General features: G+C 43.0%; 27 protein-coding genes. 1 reads left to right on the forward strand and 26 read right to left on the reverse strand.

Annotated elements, in window-relative coordinates; all coding sequences use genetic code 11:
* The first annotated feature begins 413 nt into the window (after positions 1–413).
* Positions 414–1,007, forward strand: coding sequence for an outer membrane beta-barrel protein (locus N475_RS03460; protein WP_063355765.1), 594 nt, complete (start codon positions 414–416; stop codon positions 1,005–1,007).
* 88 nt (positions 1,008–1,095) lie between these two features.
* On the opposite strand, the gene rplQ is transcribed toward N475_RS03460, so the two are convergent.
* The 26 genes from rplQ to N475_RS03590 form a co-directional block, all read right to left on the reverse strand.
* Positions 1,096–1,497 carry a 50S ribosomal protein L17 gene (gene rplQ, locus N475_RS03465; RefSeq protein ID WP_010386932.1) on the reverse strand — a complete coding sequence of 134 codons (402 nt, stop codon included), beginning with the start codon at positions 1,495–1,497 and terminating at the stop codon, positions 1,096–1,098.
* 38 nt (positions 1,498–1,535) lie between these two features.
* Positions 1,536–2,522, reverse strand: a complete 987-nt coding sequence (locus tag N475_RS03470) for a DNA-directed RNA polymerase subunit alpha (protein WP_063355766.1) — start codon at positions 2,520–2,522, stop codon at positions 1,536–1,538.
* 24 nt (positions 2,523–2,546) lie between these two features.
* A complete protein-coding gene (gene rpsD, locus N475_RS03475) occupies positions 2,547–3,167 on the reverse strand; it encodes a 30S ribosomal protein S4 (RefSeq protein WP_039611418.1) in 621 nt (206 codons plus the stop codon).
* Between the two features lie 22 nt (positions 3,168–3,189).
* The gene (rpsK, locus tag N475_RS03480) at positions 3,190–3,576 is read right to left on the reverse strand and encodes a 30S ribosomal protein S11 (protein WP_010386935.1); all 387 of its coding nucleotides are present in this window, start codon (positions 3,574–3,576) and stop codon (positions 3,190–3,192) included.
* A gap of 13 nt (positions 3,577–3,589) precedes the next feature.
* Positions 3,590–3,946: a 30S ribosomal protein S13 gene (rpsM, locus tag N475_RS03485; RefSeq protein ID WP_010386936.1), complete on the reverse strand. Its 357-nt coding sequence runs from the start codon at positions 3,944–3,946 to the stop codon at positions 3,590–3,592.
* Positions 3,947–4,075: 129 nt separating this feature from the next.
* A complete protein-coding gene (gene rpmJ, locus N475_RS03490) occupies positions 4,076–4,189 on the reverse strand; it encodes a 50S ribosomal protein L36 (protein ID WP_002959476.1) in 114 nt (37 codons plus the stop codon).
* Positions 4,190–4,210: 21 nt separating this feature from the next.
* Positions 4,211–5,539, reverse strand: a complete 1,329-nt coding sequence (gene secY / locus N475_RS03495; RefSeq protein ID WP_063355767.1) for a preprotein translocase subunit SecY — start codon at positions 5,537–5,539, stop codon at positions 4,211–4,213.
* A gap of 11 nt (positions 5,540–5,550) precedes the next feature.
* A complete protein-coding gene (gene rplO / locus N475_RS03500; RefSeq protein ID WP_063355768.1) occupies positions 5,551–5,985 on the reverse strand; it encodes a 50S ribosomal protein L15 in 435 nt (144 codons plus the stop codon).
* 4 nt (positions 5,986–5,989) lie between these two features.
* The gene (rpmD, locus tag N475_RS03505) at positions 5,990–6,169 is read right to left on the reverse strand and encodes a 50S ribosomal protein L30 (RefSeq protein WP_010378276.1); all 180 of its coding nucleotides are present in this window, start codon (positions 6,167–6,169) and stop codon (positions 5,990–5,992) included.
* Positions 6,170–6,175: 6 nt separating this feature from the next.
* The gene (gene rpsE / locus N475_RS03510) at positions 6,176–6,682 is read right to left on the reverse strand and encodes a 30S ribosomal protein S5 (protein WP_063355769.1); all 507 of its coding nucleotides are present in this window, start codon (positions 6,680–6,682) and stop codon (positions 6,176–6,178) included.
* 9 nt (positions 6,683–6,691) lie between these two features.
* Entirely contained in the window at positions 6,692–7,042 is a 351-nt protein-coding gene (gene rplR, locus N475_RS03515) for a 50S ribosomal protein L18 (protein WP_063355770.1), read from the reverse strand.
* A 9-nt stretch (positions 7,043–7,051) separates the two neighbouring features.
* A complete protein-coding gene (rplF, locus tag N475_RS03520; protein ID WP_023401266.1) occupies positions 7,052–7,582 on the reverse strand; it encodes a 50S ribosomal protein L6 in 531 nt (176 codons plus the stop codon).
* Between the two features lie 13 nt (positions 7,583–7,595).
* Entirely contained in the window at positions 7,596–7,988 is a 393-nt protein-coding gene (gene rpsH, locus N475_RS03525) for a 30S ribosomal protein S8 (protein ID WP_063355771.1), read from the reverse strand.
* Between the two features lie 20 nt (positions 7,989–8,008).
* Positions 8,009–8,314 (reverse strand): 30S ribosomal protein S14, encoded by a 306-nt coding sequence (rpsN, locus tag N475_RS03530; protein WP_063355772.1) that lies wholly within the window; start codon positions 8,312–8,314, stop codon positions 8,009–8,011.
* A gap of 10 nt (positions 8,315–8,324) precedes the next feature.
* Complete coding sequence (rplE, locus tag N475_RS03535) at positions 8,325–8,864, reverse strand: 50S ribosomal protein L5 (protein WP_063355773.1); 540 nt, start codon at positions 8,862–8,864, stop codon at positions 8,325–8,327.
* Positions 8,865–8,879: 15 nt separating this feature from the next.
* The gene (gene rplX, locus N475_RS03540; protein ID WP_063355774.1) at positions 8,880–9,194 is read right to left on the reverse strand and encodes a 50S ribosomal protein L24; all 315 of its coding nucleotides are present in this window, start codon (positions 9,192–9,194) and stop codon (positions 8,880–8,882) included.
* A 10-nt stretch (positions 9,195–9,204) separates the two neighbouring features.
* The gene (rplN, locus tag N475_RS03545; RefSeq protein ID WP_039611414.1) at positions 9,205–9,573 is read right to left on the reverse strand and encodes a 50S ribosomal protein L14; all 369 of its coding nucleotides are present in this window, start codon (positions 9,571–9,573) and stop codon (positions 9,205–9,207) included.
* Between the two features lie 270 nt (positions 9,574–9,843).
* Positions 9,844–10,752, reverse strand: a complete 909-nt coding sequence (locus N475_RS03550; protein WP_405127444.1) for a polysaccharide deacetylase family protein — start codon at positions 10,750–10,752, stop codon at positions 9,844–9,846.
* Positions 10,753–10,827: 75 nt separating this feature from the next.
* Positions 10,828–14,277 (reverse strand): glycosyltransferase, encoded by a 3,450-nt coding sequence (locus tag N475_RS03555; RefSeq protein ID WP_063364698.1) that lies wholly within the window; start codon positions 14,275–14,277, stop codon positions 10,828–10,830.
* Positions 14,274–15,356 (reverse strand): hypothetical protein, encoded by a 1,083-nt coding sequence (locus N475_RS03560; RefSeq protein WP_063355776.1) that lies wholly within the window; start codon positions 15,354–15,356, stop codon positions 14,274–14,276. Before N475_RS03560 ends, N475_RS03555 begins: the two co-directional genes overlap by 4 nt.
* A 113-nt stretch (positions 15,357–15,469) precedes the next feature.
* Positions 15,470–18,133, reverse strand: coding sequence for a family 20 glycosylhydrolase (locus tag N475_RS03565; protein WP_063355777.1), 2,664 nt, complete (start codon positions 18,131–18,133; stop codon positions 15,470–15,472).
* A gap of 148 nt (positions 18,134–18,281) precedes the next feature.
* Positions 18,282–19,208: a glycosyltransferase gene (locus N475_RS03570; protein WP_063355778.1), complete on the reverse strand. Its 927-nt coding sequence runs from the start codon at positions 19,206–19,208 to the stop codon at positions 18,282–18,284.
* An 84-nt stretch (positions 19,209–19,292) separates the two neighbouring features.
* Complete coding sequence (locus tag N475_RS03575; protein WP_081232366.1) at positions 19,293–20,096, reverse strand: ABC transporter permease; 804 nt, start codon at positions 20,094–20,096, stop codon at positions 19,293–19,295.
* A gap of 1 nt (position 20,097) precedes the next feature.
* Positions 20,098–20,898 carry an ABC transporter permease gene (locus tag N475_RS03580; protein ID WP_063355779.1) on the reverse strand — a complete coding sequence of 267 codons (801 nt, stop codon included), beginning with the start codon at positions 20,896–20,898 and terminating at the stop codon, positions 20,098–20,100.
* Entirely contained in the window at positions 20,895–21,881 is a 987-nt protein-coding gene (locus N475_RS03585; RefSeq protein WP_063355780.1) for an ABC transporter ATP-binding protein, read from the reverse strand. The genes N475_RS03580 and N475_RS03585 overlap by 4 nt, the downstream gene beginning before the upstream one ends.
* Before the next feature lie 9 nt (positions 21,882–21,890).
* On the reverse strand, positions 21,891–22,973 hold the full coding sequence (locus tag N475_RS03590; RefSeq protein WP_081215836.1) for a radical SAM protein: 1,083 nt from the start codon (positions 22,971–22,973) through the stop codon (positions 21,891–21,893).
* Positions 22,974–22,978: the final 5 nt, after the last annotated feature.

Here is a 22,978-nt window from a genome sequence, read left to right on the forward strand (position 1 = left end):
GCTTCATATTTTTAAAGAACAATGTAACTAACCTTGGTTAGTTACCGCAGCGTTGCTGCGAAGTGGAGCGCCATATTAACCGCTTCACTTTTAAAGTCAACTAGAAAATTTAATTTTCTTTCTTTCGAAAAAAGTTAAGCTTTCCGTTTGGCTTTACCCTTCACTTTGGTTTGCGCTTTTCGTTGCATCCCGCCGTGTCAGTGGGTGCGCATTATAGGGAGCTCCCAAAATAGTGCAAGTACTTTTTTAAGAAAGTTATAAAAAAACGCTCAACAGTACAATATACAATCAAAAACGTGTTTCCATTTACAAAATTGATCTTTATTTATACTTTCAACAGTTTTAATGATTCAAGTTTCATTCAATTAAGTCTAGAATACGGCGATTTTTTATATAATAGGAACATTGATTCAATGAAGAAATCAATCTTAGCACTTACCTTACTAACGAGCTTAAATGCTTTTGCAACGGAAGATGAACAAAGCAACGTAACCTTTTCTTTAACGGCAGGTTATGTGTTTGGTGGTGACACAGTTGGAGAACTGATATATGAAGATAATGACTCGGAAAGCATTAAAGCGGGTCAGGGTATCATTCTAGGTGGTGGGCTCTCATATGAGTTCAATTCAAAGTGGGCCGTTGACGTAAGCGCCAATTATCATACTGATACCGCTACAGCAAAGAATGGTGATTTGTCTTTCGAGCGACTTGCATTCAACGTAATTCCTTACTACGGCATTAACGATTCTTTTTCTGTTGGCTTGGGTCTTGGCCTACACACCAATGTTGAATTAAGCAATGACTTTGGCTCGGATGTTGAATTTAGTAATGAAACTGCATTTATCAGTAGTCTCCGCTATCACTTTGAAACCATCTCTGCAGACTTAGAATTAAGACATACACGTGTTGAATATTCTGTAGACCGTATTGGTAGTTCAAGCTTCTCGTCATACGATGTAACAGTAGACGGAAATAATACTGGTTTACTTTTCCATTGGAAATTCTAAGCAAATTGCGCTCACTCGTATCAATAAGTTACGATGTAAAAACAAAAAAGCCGAGCTAATGCTCGGCTTTTTCGTGTCTTATAAAGACTTACTCTGCAGACTGCGCGTCTTCTTGAACTTCTTCAGTCGCTACTGGGCGATCAAGTAGTTCAATGTAAGCCATTGGCGCATTGTCACCTGCACGGAAGCCACACTTAAGAATACGAGTGTAACCACCTGGACGATCCGCGAAACGAGGACCGATCTCAGAGAACAATTTACCAACTACTTCTTTATCACGCGTGCGAGCAAACGCTAAACGGCGGTTTGCTACGCTGTCAGTCTTAGCCAGTGTGATTAAAGGCTCAATTACACGGCGCAACTCTTTCGCTTTAGGCAAAGTTGTTTTGATGATTTCGTGCTTCACCAAAGAACCAGCCATGTTGCTGAACATCGCTTTGCGATGGCTGCTGTTACGGTTTAATTGACGACCACTCTTACGATGGCGCATGACCCTATCCTTCTAACTAAACTAATATAGTAATCTGATTATTCTGCTAAGCTTGCTGGCGGCCAGTTTTCTAGGCGCATGCCTAGAGATAGACCACGAGAAGCTAGCACGTCTTTAATCTCTGTTAGAGATTTCTTACCAAGGTTAGGCGTCTTAAGAAGCTCAACCTCAGTACGCTGTACCAGATCACCGATATATTGAATTTGCTCGGCTTTCAGACAGTTTGCAGAACGTACAGTTAGCTCTAAATCATCAACAGGACGAAGTAGAATCGGATCAAACTCCGGCTTCTCTTCTTTTTCTTCTGGCTCAGAAACATCACGCAAATCTACAAATGCTTCTAGCTGTTCAGCTAGGATTGTAGATGCACGACGGATCGCTTCTTCAGGATCTAGTGTGCCATTAGTTTCCATATCGATAATTAGTTTATCTAAATCTGTACGCTGCTCAACACGGGCTGATTCAACCGAGTACGCAATACGCTCAACTGGACTGAATGAAGCATCAAGCAACAGACGACCAATTGGGCGCTCATCGTCATCAGAGGATAAACGACTTGACGCCGGAACATAACCACGACCGCGTTCAACACGGATACGCATGCTGATTTCGCTATTGTCAGCAGTTAAGTGACAAATAACGTGCTCAGGATTAGCGATTGTTACATCGCCGTCGTGCTGGATGTCAGCCGCAGTCACAGGGCCTACACCAGACTTAGTCAGGGTAAGGAAAACTTCATCTTTACCTTCTAGAGACACTGCTAGACCTTTTAGGTTTAACAGAATTTCAATGATGTCTTCTTGTACGCCTTCTTTCGCGCTGTACTCATGTAATACACCGTCGATCTCTACCTCAGTCACTGCACAACCCGGCATAGACGAAAGAAGAATACGACGTAAAGCATTACCTAAAGTGTGACCAAAGCCACGCTCTAGAGGCTCTAAAACTACTTTAGAACGGGTTGAGTTGATAGCGTCGATATCGACTAATCTTGGTTTTAGGAATTCGGTTACAGAACCCTGCATTTTATCCTCTCTTAACTCTTAACTTTACTTCGAGTAAAGTTCGACGATTAGTTGTTCATTAATGTCCGCAGACAGATCAGAACGCTCAGGTAGGCGCTTAAAAGTACCTTCCATTTTCTTACCGTCAACTTCAATCCAAGTTGGCTTTTCGCGTTGCTCAGCCAACTCTAGAGCAGCGATGATACGCGCTTGCTTTTTAGACTTCTCACGGATTACTACTACATCTTCTGGAGTAATAACGAAAGAAGGGATATTTACAACACGACCATTAACCATAATCGCTTTGTGGCTAACTAGCTGACGTGCTTCAGCACGTGTGCTTGCAAAACCCATGCGATATACAACATTGTCTAGACGTTGCTCTAGAAGCTGTAACAAGTTTTCACCTGTGTTACCTTTAAGGCGAGCAGCTTCTTTGTAGTAGTTGCGGAATTGCTTTTCTAGCACACCGTAGATACGACGTACTTTTTGCTTTTCACGTAACTGTAAACCGTAGTCAGATAGACGACCTTTACGTGCGCCGTGCTGACCAGGTGCTGTTTCTAGTTTACACTTAGAGTCAATTGCTCTTACGCCGCTTTTAAGGAACAGGTCAGTACCTTCACGACGACTCAGCTTGAGCTTAGGGCCCAAATATCTTGCCATGTTCTTTCTCCTAACCTATTAATTATACGCGACGTTTCTTCGGTGGACGACAACCATTATGTGGGATTGGCGTCACGTCAGTGATGTTTGTGATACGGAAACCAGCAGCATTCAATGCACGTACAGCAGACTCACGGCCTGGACCTGGACCTTTGATGAATACTTCTAGGTTCTTAAGACCGTACTCTTGTGCAGCAGTACCTGCGCGCTCAGCAGCAACCTGTGCAGCGAACGGAGTAGACTTACGAGAACCACGGAAACCTGAACCACCCGCAGTCGCCCAAGAAAGAGCATTACCTTGACGGTCAGTGATGGTCACAATAGTGTTGTTGAAAGAAGCATGAACGTGAGCCATACCGTCAACAACTTGCTTTTTGACCTTTTTACGACGAATTGGTGCTTTTGCCATAACTTACCCCACCTTATTTCTTGATAGGCTTGCGAGGACCCTTACGAGTACGCGCGTTAGTCTTAGTACGTTGACCACGTAGTGGTAACGAACGACGGTGACGTAAGCCACGGAAACAACCAAGGTCCATAAGACGCTTGATGTTTAGTGTTACTTCACGACGAAGATCACCTTCAACAGTGTACTTGCCAACTTCTTCACGAAGGATGTCAAGAGTTTCGTCATTTAAATCGCCGATTTTAGTAGTTTCAGCGATACCTGTCGCAGCTAAGATCGCCTTAGCGCGAGTTTTACCTACACCATAGATGCTTGTTAAACCGATAACAGCATGCTTATGGTCAGGAACGTTAATGCCTGCGATACGGGCCACTAACATATCTCCTATAAATAAACCTGATTATCATCTTGCTGGAAAGCCCGTATAGGATACCCAACCGACACTCAAGTTTTACCAATGAAACAGGCTAAGTAAACTACTTAGCCTGCACGACTAGATTTCTTAGCCTTGCCTTTGCTTGTGCTTAGGCTCACTGCAAATCACACGTACTACACCAGCACGTTTGATAACTTTACAGTTACGGCAAATTTTCTTAACGGAAGCACGTACTTTCATAACTCAACTCCGTAACAGACCCTATCGGCCGTAGCCTTTAAGGTTTGCTTTTTTCAGCACAGAATCATATTGATGAGACATCAAATGAGTCTGTACTTGTGCCATAAAGTCCATGATAACAACAACGATAATCAAAATTGATGTACCGCCGAAGTAGAATGGCGTTTGCCATGCCATGGTCATAAACTCGGGCACCAGACAGATAAAGGTAATGTACATTGCACCTGCCAATGTCAGGCGTGTCATCACTTTATCAATGTATTTAGACGTCTGCTCACCTGGGCGAATGCCTGGAATAAATGCGCCTGATTTTTTCAAGTTATCTGCTGTCTCACGAGGGTTAAACACCAACGCTGTATAAAAGAAGCAGAAGAAAATAATCGCAGCTGCTAGTACCATTGCATATAGAGGTTGACCCGGGGTCAACACCGCTGAAACTGCTTGTAGAGCATCAGCTAATGGACCTTCACCTTGGCCGAACCAGCTTGCAATTGTACCAGGGAACAGAATGATGCTACTAGCAAATATTGGTGGAATAACCCCTGCCATGTTAACTTTTAATGGTAAATGCGTACTTTGCGCTGCAAACACCTGACGGCCTTGCTGACGTTTAGCATAGTTAACGACGATACGACGTTGACCACGCTCAAAGAATACTACCAAATAAGTTACCGCAACAACGATAAACGCAATAAGTGCTAAGATAAAGACATTCAAATCGCCTTGGCGCGCCATTTCTGCTGTCGAACCGATTGCAGACGGCAGGTTAGCTACAATACCAACAAATATCAGTACAGAGATACCGTTACCGATACCACGTTCTGTAATTTGTTCGCCCAGCCACATTAGGAACATGGTACCAGTTACTAAACTCACAACTGCGGTGAAATAGAAACCGAAACCAGGATTTACAACCAAGCCATCCATCATATTTGGAAGGTTAGTCGCAATACCTACTGACTGAATAGTAGCAAGCACGAGCGTACCGTAACGCGTGTACTGGCTAATTTTCTTACGCCCTTGTTCACCTTCTTTCTTAAGCTCTATCATCGCAGGATGTATGTGCGTTAATAGCTGCATAATAATTGAAGCTGAAATGTAAGGCATAATACCTAGCGCAAGTACAGATGCACGCTCAAGCGCACCACCACTGAACATGTTAAACATGGCAAAGATGGTGCCCTTTTGTTGCTCGAAGAACTCGGCAAGTACAGCGGCGTCAATCCCAGGGATAGGCACGAATGAACCTAAACGGTAAATAATGATGGCACCCAATACAAATAGTAAACGGCGCTTCAACTCCGCAAGCCCACTCTGTGCGCTTTGCATATCTTGACCTGGTTTAGCCATAGTGTACTTCCTTAGTCTTCTACCTTGCCTCCGGCAGCTTCGATAGCTTCGCGAGCACCTTTAGACACTTTAATGCCTTTAACAGTAACTGCGCGTGAAACTTCGCCAGATTTAACAACTTTAACGAACTGAACGTTCTTCTTAACGATACCAGCTGCTTGTAGTGTGCTTAGCTCTACCACGTCGCCTTCAACCTTCGCGATTTCGAAAAGGTTTACTTCAGCAGATACTAATGATTTGCGTGAAGTGAAGCCAAACTTTGGTAGACGGCGTTGCATAGGCATTTGACCGCCTTCAAAACCGACACGTACTTTACCGCCAGAACGCGACTTTTGACCTTTGTGACCACGGCCACCAGTCTTACCAAGACCAGAACCGATACCACGACCAACGCGCTTACCAGCAGTTTTTGAACCTGCAGCAGGAGAAAGTGTATTCAATTGCATCGAATTAGCCCTCAACCTTAACCATGTAAGAAACTTGGTTGATCATACCACGTACTGCTGGCGTATCTTCTAGCTCAACAGTATGGTTGATACGACGTAAACCAAGGCCACGTAATGTAGCTTTATGCTTCGGTAAACGACCGATTGAGCTACGTACTTGTGTTACTTTAACTGTGTTTGCCATGGTTTCTTACCCCAAGATTTCATCTACGCTAAGACCACGTTTCGCAGCGATTCCCTCTGGAGAATTCATGTTCTCTAGAGCAGAAATTGTTGCGCGAACGATGTTGATCGGGTTAGTAGAACCGTATGCTTTTGAAAGTACGTTCTGTACACCAGCAACTTCTAGTACTGCACGCATCGCACCACCGGCGATGATACCTGTACCTTCTGATGCAGGCTGCATGTATACTTTAGAACCCGCGTGGCGACCCTTGATAGGGTGCTGTAGCGTGTGACCGTTAAGGTCAACATTTACCATGTTACGACGCGCTTTTTCCATTGCTTTTTGAATAGCAGCTGGAACTTCACGTGCTTTACCGTAACCAAAACCTACTTTACCTGCGCCATCACCAACTACAGTTAGTGCAGTGAAGCTAAAGATACGACCACCTTTAACCACTTTAGACACACGGTTTACCGCGATTAGCTTTTCAGCCAAATCAGGCTGTTGTTGCTTTGCTTCTACGTTAGCCATTGTCTACTCCTAGAATTGCAGACCGGCTTCACGCGCTGCATCAGCAAGCGCCTTCACACGGCCGTGATATTTAAAGCCACTGCGGTCAAAAGCAAGTTTTTCAATGCCTTTGTCTGCCGCGCGTTCAGCAACTGCTTTACCAACTGCTTGAGCAGCTTCGATGTTGCCAGTGCCTTTAACTGTTTCAGCAATTGCTTTTTCAACAGTAGAAGCAGCAGCCAGTACATTACCCTCAACGTTTACGATTTGAGCGTAGATGTGACGTGGCGTGCGGTGGATAACAAGACGTGTTGTGCCTTGTTCGATAATATTTCTACGAGTGCGCTTAGCACGACGTAGACGAGCTGTTTTCTTATCCATCGTCTTACCTTACTTCTTCTTAGCCTCTTTACGACGCACGTGCTCATCAGCGTAACGTACACCTTTACCTTTATAAGGCTCTGGTTCACGGTATGAGCGGATGTTAGCAGCAGTTTGACCAACAAGCTGCTTGTCTGCGCCTTTAACAACGATTTCAGTTTGGCTTGGAGCTTCGATTGTGATACCCGCTGGGATCTCGAAGTTCACTGGGTGTGAGAAGCCAAGAGTTAAGTCTAATACTTTACCCTTAACTGCAGCACGGTAACCAACACCGACTAGTTGTAGTTTCTTTTCAAAACCTTCGTTAACGCCGATGATCATGTTGTTGATCAGAGCGCGTGCAGTACCAGCTTGAGCCCAAGCATTTGCTACTTCACGAGGTGCTGTAGTGATAACGTTGTCGTTAAGAACAACTTCAACTGCATCGTTAAGAACGCGAGTCAATTCACCGTTTTTACCTTTAACTTTGATTTCCTGGCCGTTAATTGCAACTTCAACACCGGCAGGAACAGCAATAGGAGCCTTCGCAATACGAGACATAGTTCCCCTCCGATTAAGCTACAAAGCCAATGATTTCACCACCAACACCAGCGGTACGCGCAGCGCGGTCTGTCATCAGGCCTTTAGAAGTTGATACGATAGCGATACCTAGACCACCCATTACCTTCGGTAATTCGTCACGTTTCTTGTAGATACGTAGACCAGGGCGGCTAACACGCTGGATGCTTTCGATAACAGCTTTGCCTTCGAAGTACTTAAGTTCGATAGTCAATTCTGCTTTTACGTCGCCTGATACTGAATAACCAGTGATGAAACCTTCGTTTTTCAGTACGTCAGCAACAGCTACTTTCAGCTTTGAAGTTGGCATAGTTACTGATACCTTCTTCGCAGACTGACCGTTACGGATGCGTGTAAACAAATCCGCGATTGGATCTTGCAAGCTCATGTCTTACTCCCGTGATTCTATTACCAAGAAGCCTTTTTAAGGCCAGGAATTTCACCGCGCATAGCTGCTTCGCGAACTTTGATACGGCTTAAGCCGAACTTGCGAAGGTAACCATGTGGGCGGCCCGTAATGTTACAACGATTACGTTGACGTGAAGGGCTAGAATCACGCGGTAAAGACTGAAGCTTTAATACCGCGTCCCAACGCTCATCATCAGATGTGTTAACATCGCTGATGATAGCTTTAAGTGCAGCACGCTTTTCTGCGTACTGTGCAACTAATTTAGCACGTTTTACGTCACGCGCTTTCATTGAATTCTTTGCCATAACCCTACCCTTACTTTTTGAATGGGAAGTTGAACGCTTCTAATAACGCACGGCCTTCATCATCTGTTTTCGCAGAAGTAGTGATTGTGATATCCATACCGCGAACACGGTCTACTTTATCATAATCAATTTCTGGGAAGATGATTTGCTCACGTACGCCCATAGAGTAGTTACCGCGACCGTCAAAAGACTTTGCGCTAACACCGCGGAAGTCACGAATACGTGGCATCGCGATTGAGACTAAACGCTCAAGGAAATCCCACATACGCTCGCCGCGTAGGGTTACTTTACAGCCAATTGGGTAACCTTCACGGATCTTAAAGCCAGCAACTGATTTGCGTGCTTTAGTCACTAGAGGCTTTTGACCAGAGATAGCTTCTAGATCTGCAACAGCATTTTCTAGAATCTTCTTGTCATTTAGGGCTTCGCCCACACCCATGTTAAGTGTGATCTTTTCGATCTGAGGGACTTGCATGACAGAGCTGTAACCGAACTTTTCAAAAAGCTCTTTTACTACTTTGTCTTTGTACACTTCATGCAGTTTCGCCATCGTCTACTCCAACTATTAAATAGTTTTGCCAGTAGACTTGAAGAAACGGACTTTTTTACCGTCTTCAAATCTAAAACCAACACGATCTGCTTTGCCAGTTTCGGCATTGAAAATCGCAATGTTTGATACGTCTACTGACGCTTCTTTCTCAACAATACCGCCAGCTTGCTGTAATTGTGGTACAGGCTTCTGGTGCTTCTTGATGATATTAACGCCTTCAACAAATACACGACCAGTTTCAGTTACAACTGAAAGCACTTTACCGCGCTTACCTTTGTCTTTACCGGCTAGTACGATTACTTCGTCATCACGACGGATTTTTGCTGCCATGATCGACTCCTTATAGTACTTCTGGTGCTAGTGAAACGATCTTCATGAACTTTTCGTTACGAAGTTCACGAGTCACAGGGCCGAAGATACGAGTACCAATTGGCTGATGGCTATCATTTAAGATAACAGCCGCATTGCTATCGAAACGGATTAAAGAGCCGTCTGGACGACGAACGCCTTTCTTAGTACGCACTACTACAGCGTTTTTAACATCACCTTTCTTCACTTTACCGCGAGGAATTGCTTCTTTAACAGAAACTTTAATGATGTCACCAACACGCGCATAGCGACGGTGCGAACCACCAAGGACTTTAATACACTGCACTTTGCGAGCGCCGCTGTTATCAGCAACGTCCAGCTGAGTTTGCATTTGGATCATTGTATATGCTCCGGTGTAGTTAAAATTTACCTAGATTTTGTATAAAACCTAAGCATTTAGATTAATTTCCACTCAAAAAACGAAGCTTTCGTCTTTCAAGGGCGGGGAATTGTAACAGCAAAATCCAGCCAAAGATAGTTCAATTTTTAATTAATTTTATCTACCCAAAGCACTGGGCTTGTTCCCCATACTTCATATGGGGGCAGCTAAATCCAATTCAAGTACGACGTTTAAATCCAACTGCATGACAGCGTTCAAAAAACAGCCAGCTTATTTTTCTCTCTGTGTTTCAATATAGCTAGCAACCTCATTCACGGTGGCCAACCAAAATCCATTTTTAGGGTCTTTCAAATACGCAATAAGCGTATCTAAAGCGTCTTTATCTACTGTATATAGGCCCTTTTCACCAACATCATGACCTGCCAAAATTATCCACTTATTGTCTTCTCTGAGCATTTCTAACAGCGTTTTTATCTCATCGAAGGTCATTCCATCCATTCTGTTCCCGGCCAACTGAGCAAAATCTGTATATGTCGGGTTATTTCCCGTTTCATCTAACCAAGTGCGACCCGTTTTAAACATTTTTGCGACTAAGGGTACATAGCTTTTAACTTGTTCGCCGCGTCCAACAAACGTATTTCCACAGGGGTAAGCAAAAGATTGTGGCGTAATGCCAAACTCAGCCTGCATAAACTTTGTGGTTGATTCAATATCACTGCGTAACCAAGCTAAATCGACCTGCTCAAGCCCCAAGCCTTGTTTGCGCAACCACGCGAAATTGCCAGTACACAGATGGGAGCTCGTGTGATTACCCAATTCATGACCTTGCTTTACTGCCTTTTTCCATCCTTCTAAACGCTTCTTCGCAAACTGAGGGTTCACGTAAAACGTACCTTTAACCCCATGCTTATTTAAAAGTGGTATGGCAATATCTACTTGGCTCTCTCGTGCGTCGTCAAAGCTCAGGGAAATAGCGTTTCGAGCATTATTAGGGTAACTAAACTTGTCATTCGTGCGCCCACTCTCACCCGTATCGCTTAAACTAGCAAATGATAAAGTCATAAATATTGCAGCCACGATCCGACTGCTTAGTTTCATTGTCCACATATTCACTCCGTATTGCTTAGCATCAATATTACTTGGCAAAACAGTTTGCAAGGCACCAGTTTTTTTCGCCATGATTAAACTATGAAGGAAATCTTATTTTCTCTAGAATCAGCATAAATAGCTGATTTAATAGCTTTTTATCATTGTTTAAAAGCGATACCAGACAGACAAACGGTATTCTGCCTTGTGCGTTCTATCAGCTATTTCATGACCCGATTGCAGTCCATCTTGGTAAAATGTTCTCGTACGGATGAAGCGCCCAGTGTTCATATGCGTCACCTCAAATCTCATTTTAATATTGTTGATTAAAGAAGACTCAATGAATCCCTTAACTCTTTTATTCCCTTGAACCAATAAGGTTTCGTGCGCGAAGTAAAATGGCTCAGTATAATCCCCCCAATATTCCACTCCCCAAGAGCTTTTATATTTTGGAATATCATGGCGAAAGTTCATCCAAATCCAATCTGGAATATAGTTACTTAAGCGCTCAGTACGACCATTAGGATTTGTAAAGTCTGAGTTTTTATGTTCATAAGATACTTCAAATAGTGCATTTTCTAAGATAGGTTCAAGTTCAAACGCCACTTCCACATGGCTTCCCCAGAACTTTGCATCCCCGACATTTGCCAGCCCGCCAGCAGAATCAGAAAATGCAATGTGTTCTAAAACATCTTTGCGCCATTGATAGTACAGCTTTACTTTAAAGTTGCCTCGCTTTGAAAAGTACCACTGGTATTGGGTCGATAATTCTGTCGTTTGCTCTGGCTTAAGCTCCGTATTTCCCGATTGATTGCGCCCATCTCCAGCATCCACGCTACGTGCAAAATCTGAAAAATTAAGCTGACTTATCCGATGCTCAGCAAGCCAGTTCAAATTAGTGCTTTTACTAGGGCTCCAACTAGTTTGCCAACGAGGCTTCCAAAATGACAATGATTGACTTGCTCTATTTAACCCTTCCACATCAATTTGAGACGCTTCATAGGTCAAACCAAACTCACTAGATAAGTTTTGAGTATGCGTATAGTTAATGTCTGCAAACACCTCAGCTCTGAGCTCATTGACATCCGTTACCTCTTTGTTCACGGAAGAAGGTATACTGACTGAAGATTGCATTCTATTTTCTGTCATTTCGATACCAAATCGAGGAGTAATATCACCCTCTTGCATCATCTCTATTGTGCTACGCAGTATTAATTCTGTTTTCAATTCCTGTTGTCGCCACAGAGCTACATTGGCAGCTTTATCCACTGTATTAAAGGTCATGTCATCGTTGGCATATTGCTTGTCTTCAACGACAAAAATTCCCATATTTTGCCAACGATAGTCATCTAGATTGCGTGTCCAATCCACGCCCAACTCTGCATTTTTGGTATCATTGTCTACTTTGAGCTCTCGTGTTAGTGCACCCAATTGCATGTCGCTTTCGGACACATTGTAACGAGTGGTATCACCAAGGTAGTTTTCACTACTCAATTTCCCGGTCAGTACAATCTCATTTTGACCTTTTATTTGTTTAAGTTGGCCAGTAAGTTTCAGATTGTCTGTCTTTTCATCAAGTGCCTCGAACTCTTGACTGGAAACGACTTCTTCATTATTTAGCTGTCTGATTTTCGCCGTTCTATAACCTGGAGTGCCATTCGCCTCCAGCCCCACCGATGTAGCCCAACCTTGCCAATGTGTACTTAGTTGTAGTGCAAGCTTTGGTAACACGCTGCCATCATCAAATTGGGTAAGTTGACCTTCTAATACCCCCGTGGTTTTAGACTCAATCAAAATTACATCCGCAACCATAACTTTACCTGATGTCACCAATGGAATTTTACTACCTCGATACACATTAACTTTATGGACTTGTGACGCCCCTATTCGAGATAGGACCTTAGCCAAGGATTCTGATTTTACAGCCGGCCTCGCCCCATTTATCAATACGTTGCCAACATTGCTTCCAAACCCACGCGCCGAATCAGTATTCTCAAACGAGAACCCCGGCAATCGATAAATCATATCTAAAGCATTTTGAGGGTTGTACTGACTAAAAAAGTCAGCTGGAAAAGCTTGTTGTTCCGCCCCTTCTACAACTTGGCTAGCTTCTGTCTGCCAACTCGGAATTAACAACAAACAGGTTGTGACAAAAAATATCATGGCCATAGACACATTTTTTATAAGCTCACCTATGTCCAACTCACTATATAGCTCTCTAATGGCTTTGCTCTGGTAAGGAAACCACTTTGGATCTTTCTCGGTATTAGGAACTGGCTCTTGAGCGTCAGCAAAAGCCAAAAAGTGTTCTAAATGTTGGTGAGGTTGAATATTAAACCCGAGCGCTCGGTTAAAACCCCGATGTTTCTGCAAATAGAACTCTTTTGTACAACATAAAGATTCTGCATGTAACCATGCTGTGATTTGATTATCTGATGCGATGTATTGCCAAAACTCTTGTTGGCTAGGAAAAAAGAAAAAGGGTTGAGACAAACCTGTTGCATCTAGCTGGTGCCTTCTAAGGTAAGCATACTGTATTTCCAACCAACTCCTAGATACCCATGCCTGTGAATTCGGCCAACACATGACGTAGTCGCAGTTAATCTGAGCAGCTAGCTTATCTTCGAACCATTGCGTTGACTGTGTACCTTGCTCATACGCAACAAAAGTAACCCCCTCTAAATCAGTGTTTAAGTATTTAAGTGTTAACTCATCTGGGTGAGAAACTATGACTTCTACTGGTTTAACGGTTTGTTTTTCAAGTAACTCATATGCACGTTTTAACTGGGCCCGATGCGTGACGTGCAGCACACAGCTTATATCCGCTAATTGTTGCAAAACACCATGAGATGATGGTGCATCATCATAATGTGAAAAATGAGTCTCTTTTAAATCAAGATAAAACGGTAGATCATGACCAAACCAGTTGGGCGTAGATACTTTTTGCCACGCACTTGCTTGAATCAATTTGCCACTCACAAAGCTCCAAGTGTTATTTAGATGTCTTAAGTATACAAAATGGAATTGACCATCCACGGCAACTAAATTAGCTCCCGCAGCGATCATACTCTCCATAAAGTCAGCATCTTCTCGCAACGAGCTATCACGATAGTCCAGTGTCCCCTCAGACCAGTATTTACGACTAAACACCAAAGTACCTCCCGCAATACCTCGACGAAACATCGCATCAAATAAGGCCTTTTCAGCCGCCCAGAACTGACCACGCCAAACATCAAAAAACAAGTGATTTTTAAGGCCCGTAATATCTGCTTCATCCTTTAAAAGAGGGGCTAGTTGCACCGCTAAACGTTCACTAGAGTACCAGTCATCGTCATCCCATTGGGCAATGTAAACGCCTTTTGACCATTTGGTGCCTATACTTCGCTTATATCCAATAGATGCATTCACTGGCACTTTGACTAACTTAATGTTGTCTTGTGTCGGCAATAGTTTTGGCAGATCCTCTGCCCGTTCATACACTATCACCAATTCTTTATTGGGATAGCTTTGGCGATTAAAGTACTCAATACTTTGAATAAGGTAATGTGCCCGCCGACAAGTCGGCATGACACAGCTCACTAAAGGCGTGGCTGCAAACTTTTTTGTCAGCGCTGTCATGACGCTCGCCTCTTGGCCAGTAACCACTCTTGGAGATCAAGCCAAACTTGAATGAGTGCTTGTTCAACCTCACATAAATGTAAAATACGCTGATAAACTTGGTGTCCAGTTACGGACTTTGAGCGACAAGATAAACGCATGAGTAATTCAACTTCTTTCCACCCTTTAGAAAGATCGGGTAAAGCCTCTATCATAGGGGCGCAAATACGCTTTAGCTTAGGGTCCGAAAAGTCCTGCTGTAAAGCCATCAGCCAATTCAGTGCGCTTGCACGCTGTAGCGAAAATACCCACACTCCAGGAATAACAAAGGGACGCTCAATTTCATTTAAACAAGAGATGTATTCCAAAAATTCAGATATCGCAGAAGTGCCTATATGGGGTGAATCAGATACAAGACCCGCTATATTTTGCTCAACTTGCTTCAATGCCCATTCAAGGGTCAATGGGCTTTCAGTACCCACTTTCTTTATATGATAAACACGCACACTACCTTCATGCGCCAAAACATCCTCAAAAGAGGATTGGTAGTCTTGCCAACTGATACTCACATCACGTTTGAGCGCATCATCCACCATAAATGCATTGTGTGCTTTGTCGTAGGATTTAAATGTTACTATGTGGTAACCATAATATTTGTGGTAGTCCTCTACACGGTAAGGCACATATTTGCCACTGTATTCACAGATCACACGCTCATTCTTCGCCAGCATGGTAAATAGATATTGATCGAGAGCATTACGATCTGGAAAAGAAAGTGCACTTACTTGCAAACCATATAATGCTTGCAGTTTGTCACCTAAATAGCCGGAAATGGTCTCTTGTTCAAAGCGAAAGTATTGTTTGTCTTCATAGCGACTGAAAATAATGTCTAACCCTTGCTTCTGCTTACAGTCGAAGTGATATGAATGTTCTCCAAACAACCGATCCATGTTTGCAATCGCAAACTTATCTCTCGCTTCAAGCTCAAGCGCCATAAATAAACAGTCAGGTAAACAGGACTGCCAGGTATTTGTAGATTTGTTGACGCCAACTCCCATGGCATCTCTAGTTGTTACTCCTTGCCCCTCTAATTGTTTCATAACTCACCATTTCCTTATTACTCTATTACCTTCTATTTAACCCTCATGCTGATCCGTAATTCATGACTTTAAATTGAGGTGGCACAATTGAGAGCTACCACCTCTGTAACACCTTATAGATTATTAGTACCGCTCACATCAGCCAACTCAGCTCGTCCTGGACGACGCCTGTCTGGAGAAAGCGCGCGCAACTCGATATTTTTACCAGCTTGCACTTCCACTGGTACCGTATAATCTTGCCAGCTTCCATTGCTCACTCGGTACTGAATTGGTAAACCAGGAATAAGGGTTGAAGCATGTAGCTTATTATCTATTACTTTGCTCACAACATTCGGAATGCGGTAAAACACGCCTAGCTTGTCAAATTTTTCCAGCTCTTTGTGACCAACTGCATGGATAAAGTCCTGCCACTGCTTATCACGGAGTGCTTTTTTATCAGCGGTTAAGAAATTAGTGGTGTGGTCATATTTTTCGCCCGCATAGTTATATGGCACTTCCCAACTCGCTTTGTGCCACGCTTTCTCTGCCAGCGCTAGTAGGCGCGGGAATAGCATGTACTCAGCTAAGTGGTCTTTACGGATCACTTCCGACCATAAATGACCTTGGATACCCGTTACACGGAACCCTTCTGGCAATGGTTGATGCACAAACTTCCCATTGTCATCTACTTGTGTGCGATCGTCTGCAACATAGCTTCGGCCAATTGTGTCTTTTTTGAACTCAGCATTAGCGGGTAAGTTATCAGGCATGAATTCGAAGATAGTTTGGCTGTTGGTACGTCTTGATCCCCACTTGTAACCACTTTCTTTCGGGTCTAGCTCATAGGGGAAGTCTAAGTAGGTAACGTCAGGAGTTGCTAAAATGATGTCCCAACCGCGACGAGCATGCGCACTTACTACCTTATGCGCGTTTTGTGGCAAGGTTGCCCATACATAAGAAGCAACTTTATTGGGCATTTTTTCTTGCCTTGTTTCTGATAGACCGTCATTCCAGCCAGCTACTTCAATCCCTTTAGATGCAATCATTCTTGATACTCGCTCGATAAAGTATCCAGTCAATTCTTCAACTTCATGTACATCGTTTGATTGATCGGCAATAAATTGCTTACATGCGGGTGACTCCACCCAAGCACCTGCAGTTTCATCAGCCCCAATGTGATAAATGTTCAGTGGTGAACCAGCTTTTTTGTGCTGGCTAGCTACTTCTGAAATCACCTTTTCCACAAACGTGTAAGTTGACTCCATGCATACATTTAAAGTGTTGTCATTATAGTGCTGAATTGAACGATATTCAGTCGCATCACTTGGGTCGCTAACTAGGTACTGTTTTGCAGCATCATGTTTGCCCTGCTTACTCAATGTATAGTAGCGTTTCTCCATCGCTTTGACAGCTGCGCGAGAATGCCCGGGCATATCCAAAGATGGGATCACTTCAATGTGGTGTTGCTTAGCAAAGTTGAGAATTTCTTGATAGTCAGCCAAAGAGTAATAGCCATCTCGACCTGCATTCAATGCTGAACCTAACTGCGGCTGTAAACAGTCTTTGTCATCTAGGTCTATACAACGATGTGAAGAGAGTTCTGTAAGCTCTGGAAGCCCCGGAATTTCAATACGCCAACCTTCGTCATCAGCTAAATGGAAATGGAGTTTATTAAGTTTATACGCAGACATTTTGCTTAATAAACGCAACACAAATTCTTTTGAGCGGAAATTACGTGCAACATCGAGGTGTAAACCACGGTATTCATACCTTGGCTCATCAACCACTTTGACTGCTGGTACTTCCATTGTGTCTAATGACAGCAAACTCGCCAATGATTGCAGCCCATAAAATGCACCTTCGCTATCATGCGCTTCTATAAAGATCTTGCCTTTTCGTGTATCAAGTACATAGCTGCCTGCCATACCGGTGGCCTTACCAGCAACCTTTACAATCACTTTGACACCATCATGACTTTGCTTTGCACCAAGTTCAGCTAAACGGGTAAATGCCGCTGCAACTTGGCCATACTCAACACCAACAAGATGCACATCGATACCTTTATTAAGGTTCAATGGTGCTGTACGCTCATATACTTCCATTGCATTCGGGGTTGGGACAATGGCATGGCGTACCGAATCAACAGGGTAATTTTCAATAGTGTACTTTTCGAATAGTGCCGCCGAAGTAAACTGTCCATATTGATCTTCTGGGTGCGATTTCATCACACTTTCTTTACTGCTGAGTGCAGCATAAGGTTTTATCTCTAAACCCGTGTCAGCTTCAATATATGACTGCGTGCTTTTGATCACCTTCGGATCTAAACCCTCAGCGGTCAAAATGTAATTTGGCATTAACTCGCCTTCATTTAATAGCGAACTGCCAACCCAAAGCTCTATGACTTGACTCTCTCCCGCCTTAAAACCTGAGAACGAATTATTTGGCGCTATGTGATTTAGGTCACCATTAAAGTGGCGTAACGAGAGCCCGTGGCTCTTGGTTTCTGACGACGGATATACTTGGCTATAGAGAATCTTCCAACCATCAACGTTAGCCGTAAACGGGCTCGTTAACTCTATTTGAGCATGATAACAAAACTCTGCTGTTGAACCAGGACATTGCTCTGGCATGTTGCTAAGCAAGCGATACTTTACATCCAATGTATCGGCTAGCCGGTTTAATTCCTGTTGATTAATTTTGGTCAAGCTGTCGCTTGCCCATACTGGGCTTGCCAACATAATTGAAGGCAACAACATCGCTACAACACGTCCTGTTAATGCTCTTTTCTGTACACGCATAAGTCAGATCCTGCTTTATCATTTTAATTTAAAACATTAAATTGGCTAAAAAATAGCTAAACCAAATCAATCTAGTGCTTTTGTTAGCTTGTTTCAATTTCAAAACATTCAAGTTACTCGGAATAATTTAGTTATTAACAACAGTAAGTTAAGTTACCTCAATCAGAGTGTCTTTCTGGTCTTGTGAATGGCAGGACTTTATTGAATGCGCGCAAATTTCAGACCAGCTCTTGGTCGCCAACATGTTTATCCATTGATCTGAATATTTGTTCATTAAGTAGGCAACATTACCTTTTGCCTGTTGCTCTTTGTTTTCAATGTCTTTTTCGTGAGGATAATGAACAGTTAAAAGTGATTGATGTAAAACGAATTTACACCCTAAATGAAAGAGTCGATAGCCAAGGTCAACGTCTTCCCCTCCCCATGCACAAAAGTTCTCATCAAACTCGCCCGCACGCATAACATCTGAGCGTGAAACACTGATGCAACTGGTCCAAAAAATCACCCAAGGAGCATTTAATAACCCTAAATCAAAGTTCAAGTCGGCGAAAAAGCGTCCTCGACAATCCATCAATTGATGATTTTTTGAGAATAATTCAAACGCTACTTCTATCTCGTTTTCTGCCATAGTGTTTTTGATGAGATCGCAGGCGCTTAACTCAACTGCTTCAATACCATAAGACATGCCAATCAATACCAGATTGTCCGTTTTGCTGTGACATTGAAAGTGACTCGACAACAGTTGAGGATGGGCAACCATGCCGCAATCTAAAAAAAGTATTGTCTCGAAATGTGCTCTGGACAGCCCTTTGTTCCTCGCTTTGGCCACTTGGAAACCATCATCAGGCTGAAAAATATAGTGGATGGCTACGGTACTTTGGTAGTTAGCTACCATCTCTTGAGTGCCATCATTGGAGCCATCATCCACAATAATCACTTCATAGTTTTTGTGCTCTAAAGTTTGTTCACAAAGTGAATCCAGCGTCCTTTTTAGCAGTGCGCAACGATTATAAGTGGGGATAATGACTGATACACCTGTCCCACTTTTAATAGAGCAAATATGATTTTTATTCATTTTTGTACCTACTTCCTTCAAAATTGGTTCAGTTACTTGTTTCTATATCAACCACAAAAACACTCTTTTTAAACTATACATACGCTACCCCCCACCACTTTCATAGGCTCGAATAGCCCTTTTCCAGCCCCAGCAAGTCATCATAAACAGTAAAATTGGCGCAATGCCTCCCCACACCATTTCAACGTTGCTAAGCTCTCCCATTACCGCCAATGGAGAAAAGTTAGTGATCAAAAAAATAGGTAAAAATACTGTGCCGATAATTTGTATTGGTGATGGAAATATCCGATGAGGTAAATTATTAAAATCCCAAACTGCCCAAATAAGGCTATGTAAAGCGGAAATATTGTGTAGCTTAAATGTGAGTAAAAGAGGCAACGTAAAGACACAGTACATAGTGACTATACCCAAAACGCCGTATGCCAAGTAAAGTCCAATGTTTGCAATATTGAAGGCAATACCTGACTCATACCAGCCATAACCCACTAAACCTAGACCAACAACTATATTGGGGATCACCATCCAAGTTTCTACATATTTCAATGTTGCCAAAAACTGGGCCGACACCGGTTTAGTCAGAATAAGGTCGAATTCACCTTCAATAATCTGTCGATCAAAAGCCATGATATTGAACTGCAACATCGCAACAAAAAATACGGTCATCAGAATAAAGGTTCCAATAAAGAGGAAGAGGCTTTGCGGCGCAAACCCAGAAATATGCACACCGGTATCATGGATAATATAGGCATAGAGCAATTTAATTCCCAGATACCCGAGCTCAACAAGTAACCCAAGCGCGATATTCACTCGATACTCCAATTGCCGAATAGCGTTCAGCTTAATCAGCAGCCCATAAATCTTCAGGTGCTTAATAAATTGTCGCCACATATTAACCACCGAGCGCCAAGTATGATCGACTACCACGTCGCCATATTGTGCTGATCACTAACATCAACCCGCCAATCCAGAAAAACTGTAAAAGTAATCCAAAGAAAATTTGCTCGAAACTGAGCACTCCTGTTAGCGTTTGCAATGGAAAGTAAATAAGATATTGGAATGGTAAAAGGCTAAGCCACCACTCTAGCGACTCGCCAAATACACTCAAAGGCACAACCCCACCAGATAAGACCAAGCTTATTACTCGAACAGACTCAAATAGAGCCCATACTTCATGAAGCCAAAATGCAGTCAAACTAAGTAAGTAGAAAAGCATGAACTGCAAAAAAAAAGCACCAATAGCAGAGAGGACAAATAATGCAATATGGGCTAATTCAATCGATAACGTCCAGTACTCAACGGCAACCCATAAGGCCACAGCCATCACAGCGAGAGTCGCAACAAAGTAACCTAAATTCGTGCCAATAAAAACGCTTAAACGGAAGCCAAAGTAAGATAATGGCTGAACGATAAAGCGATTTAACCCGCCACTTTTTATATCTTCTGCCATTTCATACTCAAAGCCTGTACGCAGTGCCTGGGCCATCAAAGCAGCCAACACGACATAACTGAGCATTTCAGAGTATGACAAACCGTATAATTGGTCTGCTTCGGTATAGTTGAAAATTGCTTGCCAAAGTACCCATTGTAGTGCAATTGGAAAGACAGCCGCCATAATGGTGACGGCATAATTAATACGGTAAGCCAACGCTTTTTGTAGCCCCATCCCTAGTAACCACTTGTACTTGCTCACGCAACTTGTCCTTGGTGTGAATATAAACGCTCTAAGCTGTCTTCAAGAGGTGGCGCGCTCACTCTGATATCTTTAATCATAATCTCGTTGAGTAATTGCTGTAATACTTGATTGGCAGCACCATCAGCGACCTCAAGTTCGGCACGATGAATATCGTTATTGATCACTTTTCCATAGCGCCGCAAAAGGTCTGAATGTAATGGTGTTTCACTTTCAATATGAATACGGCGCAAACCACCTAGGGAATTTTGTAAACTGGCTATTCCATCATCAAAAATCAGCTGGCCATTCTGGATAACCAACACGCGCTCGCATAGCGCTGAAATATCTGCCATGTTATGGCTGGTGAGTAAGATAGTGAGGTTGTCCTCTTTGACTAACTGCTGAAGAAACCTCATCACCGCTCGCTGAGACAAAAAATCTAGTCCTATCGTAGGTTCATCTAAAAACAATAGCTCGGGCCCATGTAGCAGCGCAGCAATCAACTCCATTTTCATTCGCTCACCCAAAGACAACCTACGCACTTGAATATCGAGTAAATGGGAGACACTTAAAACTTCGGACAAACGAGCCAATCGTTGCTTGTATAGTGATGTTGGAATTTCATAGATGCGCTGACAGAGCGTAAAGCTATCAATGGCGGGTAAATCTGGCCATAACTGATGTTTTTGACCCATTAAAATGGAGAATCGTTTTTTAAACCGCTCCTCTCTTTCACTCGGCGTATGCCCGAGCACTTTTATTTTCCCTTGTGTCGGGTGCAGGATCCCTGACAACATTTTCATGGTTGTTGTTTTACCCGCCCCGTTTGAACCTAAGAATGCAACAACTTGACCTTGTTCAATACTAAACGACACATCTTTGACAGCTTCTTTGTATTCTATTTGACGCCGCCACAAGTTTTTCAGCGATGCCGATAACCCCTGTGGCTTACGATAAAATTTAAAAGTCTTGCTCAGTCCTTCGACTTCAATTACGTTCACAGCTAGCCCCTAGCGTTTATTTGGATCAGCGTAATAACGCGCACATGAACCACAAATGGGGAACAGACCACCTTCGCCCCTTAAGCCTCGACGCAACTCCTGCATTTTATAGCCTCGCCAAATCTCTTGAACTGATTGCTCGTTCACGTTACCAATCGAGTAATCATAAAATGTATGGCATGGAGTAACGTCACCATTGGCTGCCACTTCCATATAAATCCAAGGGAAATGGCACTTATCTCTGCGGTCTTCTAGGTTTTGATAATCTTTGTTGAAGTAAGCTCGGTAATTATTTGCAGAGATAGTTTTTGGGTAACACACAAAGTAAATCCCACGCTTTTGGCACTCTTTTTCTACCCAAGCAATTTGCGACTCAATGGCTTTAAAATCCATCATCGAGAATTGATGTAACGGCGCAACCATGCCCTCAGCGCAGGCCGTATCAGGTACATCGAATAAGCGTTTAAATAAACGGCGATGTCGCTCATGTTCATCCTCGGTAGCAAACGTTTGAAATTCGATACTGATATGATCCACTTTATCCAGATCTAAACACTGCTCGAAAAAGCCCTGTATATATAAATGTGTTAAAGGCGTGACAATAAATGTATAGCCAATTTTAGGCTCTTTTAATCCACGACTTTCACGCAGTTCAAACAACGTCTCTACACCTTCTTGAACCGCTTCATAAACACCTTCCCCACGTTGCTCATCATTAATGTGCTGTGGCCCATCTAATGACACCCAAATACGGTTTGGTGCTGACTCTAATAGCTTCTCGGCTTTTCGTTTTAAAAACATACCATTGGTTGGTATATCAACCCGCGCTCCCCCTTTTCGAATACGGTGTACCACCTCATCGAACCACGGATACATCATTGGCTCACCACCAAATAGAGCAAAGTAAGGCTTAACAGGCAAGCATTCATCAATCACTCTAAATACAACTTCTTTTTCCAACCTATCGAGTTTTTTGCCGTGGTAGGCGCCATTTTCCCCCCATTCATAGCACATCTTGCAGCGGAGGTTGCACGCATCTGTCAACTGTAAGGTTACCCACAGTGGCAATTGGTTTTGCAGTATATTCGTCATCTTGA

This window comes from Pseudoalteromonas luteoviolacea DSM 6061 (assembly GCF_001625655.1).
Lineage (GTDB): Bacteria > Pseudomonadota > Gammaproteobacteria > Enterobacterales > Alteromonadaceae > Pseudoalteromonas > Pseudoalteromonas luteoviolacea.

Coding starts and splice junctions, on each gene's coding strand:
- rpsN (WP_063355772.1), bottom strand. CDS start 8,314: ATGGCAAAGAATTCAATGAAAGCGCGTGACGTAAAACGTGCTAAATTA.
- rpsD (WP_039611418.1), bottom strand. CDS start 3,167: ATGGCAAGATATTTGGGCCCTAAGCTCAAGCTGAGTCGTCGTGAAGGT.
- N475_RS03460 (WP_063355765.1), top strand. CDS start 414: ATGAAGAAATCAATCTTAGCACTTACCTTACTAACGAGCTTAAATGCT.
- rplF (WP_023401266.1), bottom strand. CDS start 7,582: ATGTCTCGTATTGCGAAGGCTCCTATTGCTGTTCCTGCCGGTGTTGAA.
- rplE (WP_063355773.1), bottom strand. CDS start 8,864: ATGGCGAAACTGCATGAAGTGTACAAAGACAAAGTAGTAAAAGAGCTT.
- N475_RS03560 (WP_063355776.1), bottom strand. CDS start 15,356: ATGAAACAATTAGAGGGGCAAGGAGTAACAACTAGAGATGCCATGGGA.
- rpsE (WP_063355769.1), bottom strand. CDS start 6,682: ATGGCTAACGTAGAAGCAAAGCAACAACAGCCTGATTTGGCTGAAAAG.
- N475_RS03575 (WP_081232366.1), bottom strand. CDS start 20,096: ATGTGGCGACAATTTATTAAGCACCTGAAGATTTATGGGCTGCTGATT.
- rplR (WP_063355770.1), bottom strand. CDS start 7,042: ATGGATAAGAAAACAGCTCGTCTACGTCGTGCTAAGCGCACTCGTAGA.
- secY (WP_063355767.1), bottom strand. CDS start 5,539: ATGGCTAAACCAGGTCAAGATATGCAAAGCGCACAGAGTGGGCTTGCG.
- rplN (WP_039611414.1), bottom strand. CDS start 9,573: ATGATCCAAATGCAAACTCAGCTGGACGTTGCTGATAACAGCGGCGCT.
- N475_RS03565 (WP_063355777.1), bottom strand. CDS start 18,133: ATGCGTGTACAGAAAAGAGCATTAACAGGACGTGTTGTAGCGATGTTG.
- rplQ (WP_010386932.1), bottom strand. CDS start 1,497: ATGCGCCATCGTAAGAGTGGTCGTCAATTAAACCGTAACAGCAGCCAT.
- rplO (WP_063355768.1), bottom strand. CDS start 5,985: ATGCAATTGAATACACTTTCTCCTGCTGCAGGTTCAAAAACTGCTGGT.
- rpsK (WP_010386935.1), bottom strand. CDS start 3,576: ATGGCAAAAGCACCAATTCGTCGTAAAAAGGTCAAAAAGCAAGTTGTT.
- rpmJ (WP_002959476.1), bottom strand. CDS start 4,189: ATGAAAGTACGTGCTTCCGTTAAGAAAATTTGCCGTAACTGTAAAGTT.
- N475_RS03550 (WP_405127444.1), bottom strand. CDS start 10,752: ATGGCGAAAAAAACTGGTGCCTTGCAAACTGTTTTGCCAAGTAATATT.
- N475_RS03570 (WP_063355778.1), bottom strand. CDS start 19,208: ATGAATAAAAATCATATTTGCTCTATTAAAAGTGGGACAGGTGTATCA.
- rpsH (WP_063355771.1), bottom strand. CDS start 7,988: ATGAGCTTGCAAGATCCAATCGCGGATTTGTTTACACGCATCCGTAAC.
- N475_RS03470 (WP_063355766.1), bottom strand. CDS start 2,522: ATGCAGGGTTCTGTAACCGAATTCCTAAAACCAAGATTAGTCGATATC.
- rpmD (WP_010378276.1), bottom strand. CDS start 6,169: ATGGCAAACACAGTTAAAGTAACACAAGTACGTAGCTCAATCGGTCGT.
- N475_RS03555 (WP_063364698.1), bottom strand. CDS start 14,277: ATGACAGCGCTGACAAAAAAGTTTGCAGCCACGCCTTTAGTGAGCTGT.
- N475_RS03590 (WP_081215836.1), bottom strand. CDS start 22,973: ATGACGAATATACTGCAAAACCAATTGCCACTGTGGGTAACCTTACAG.
- rplX (WP_063355774.1), bottom strand. CDS start 9,194: ATGGCAGCAAAAATCCGTCGTGATGACGAAGTAATCGTACTAGCCGGT.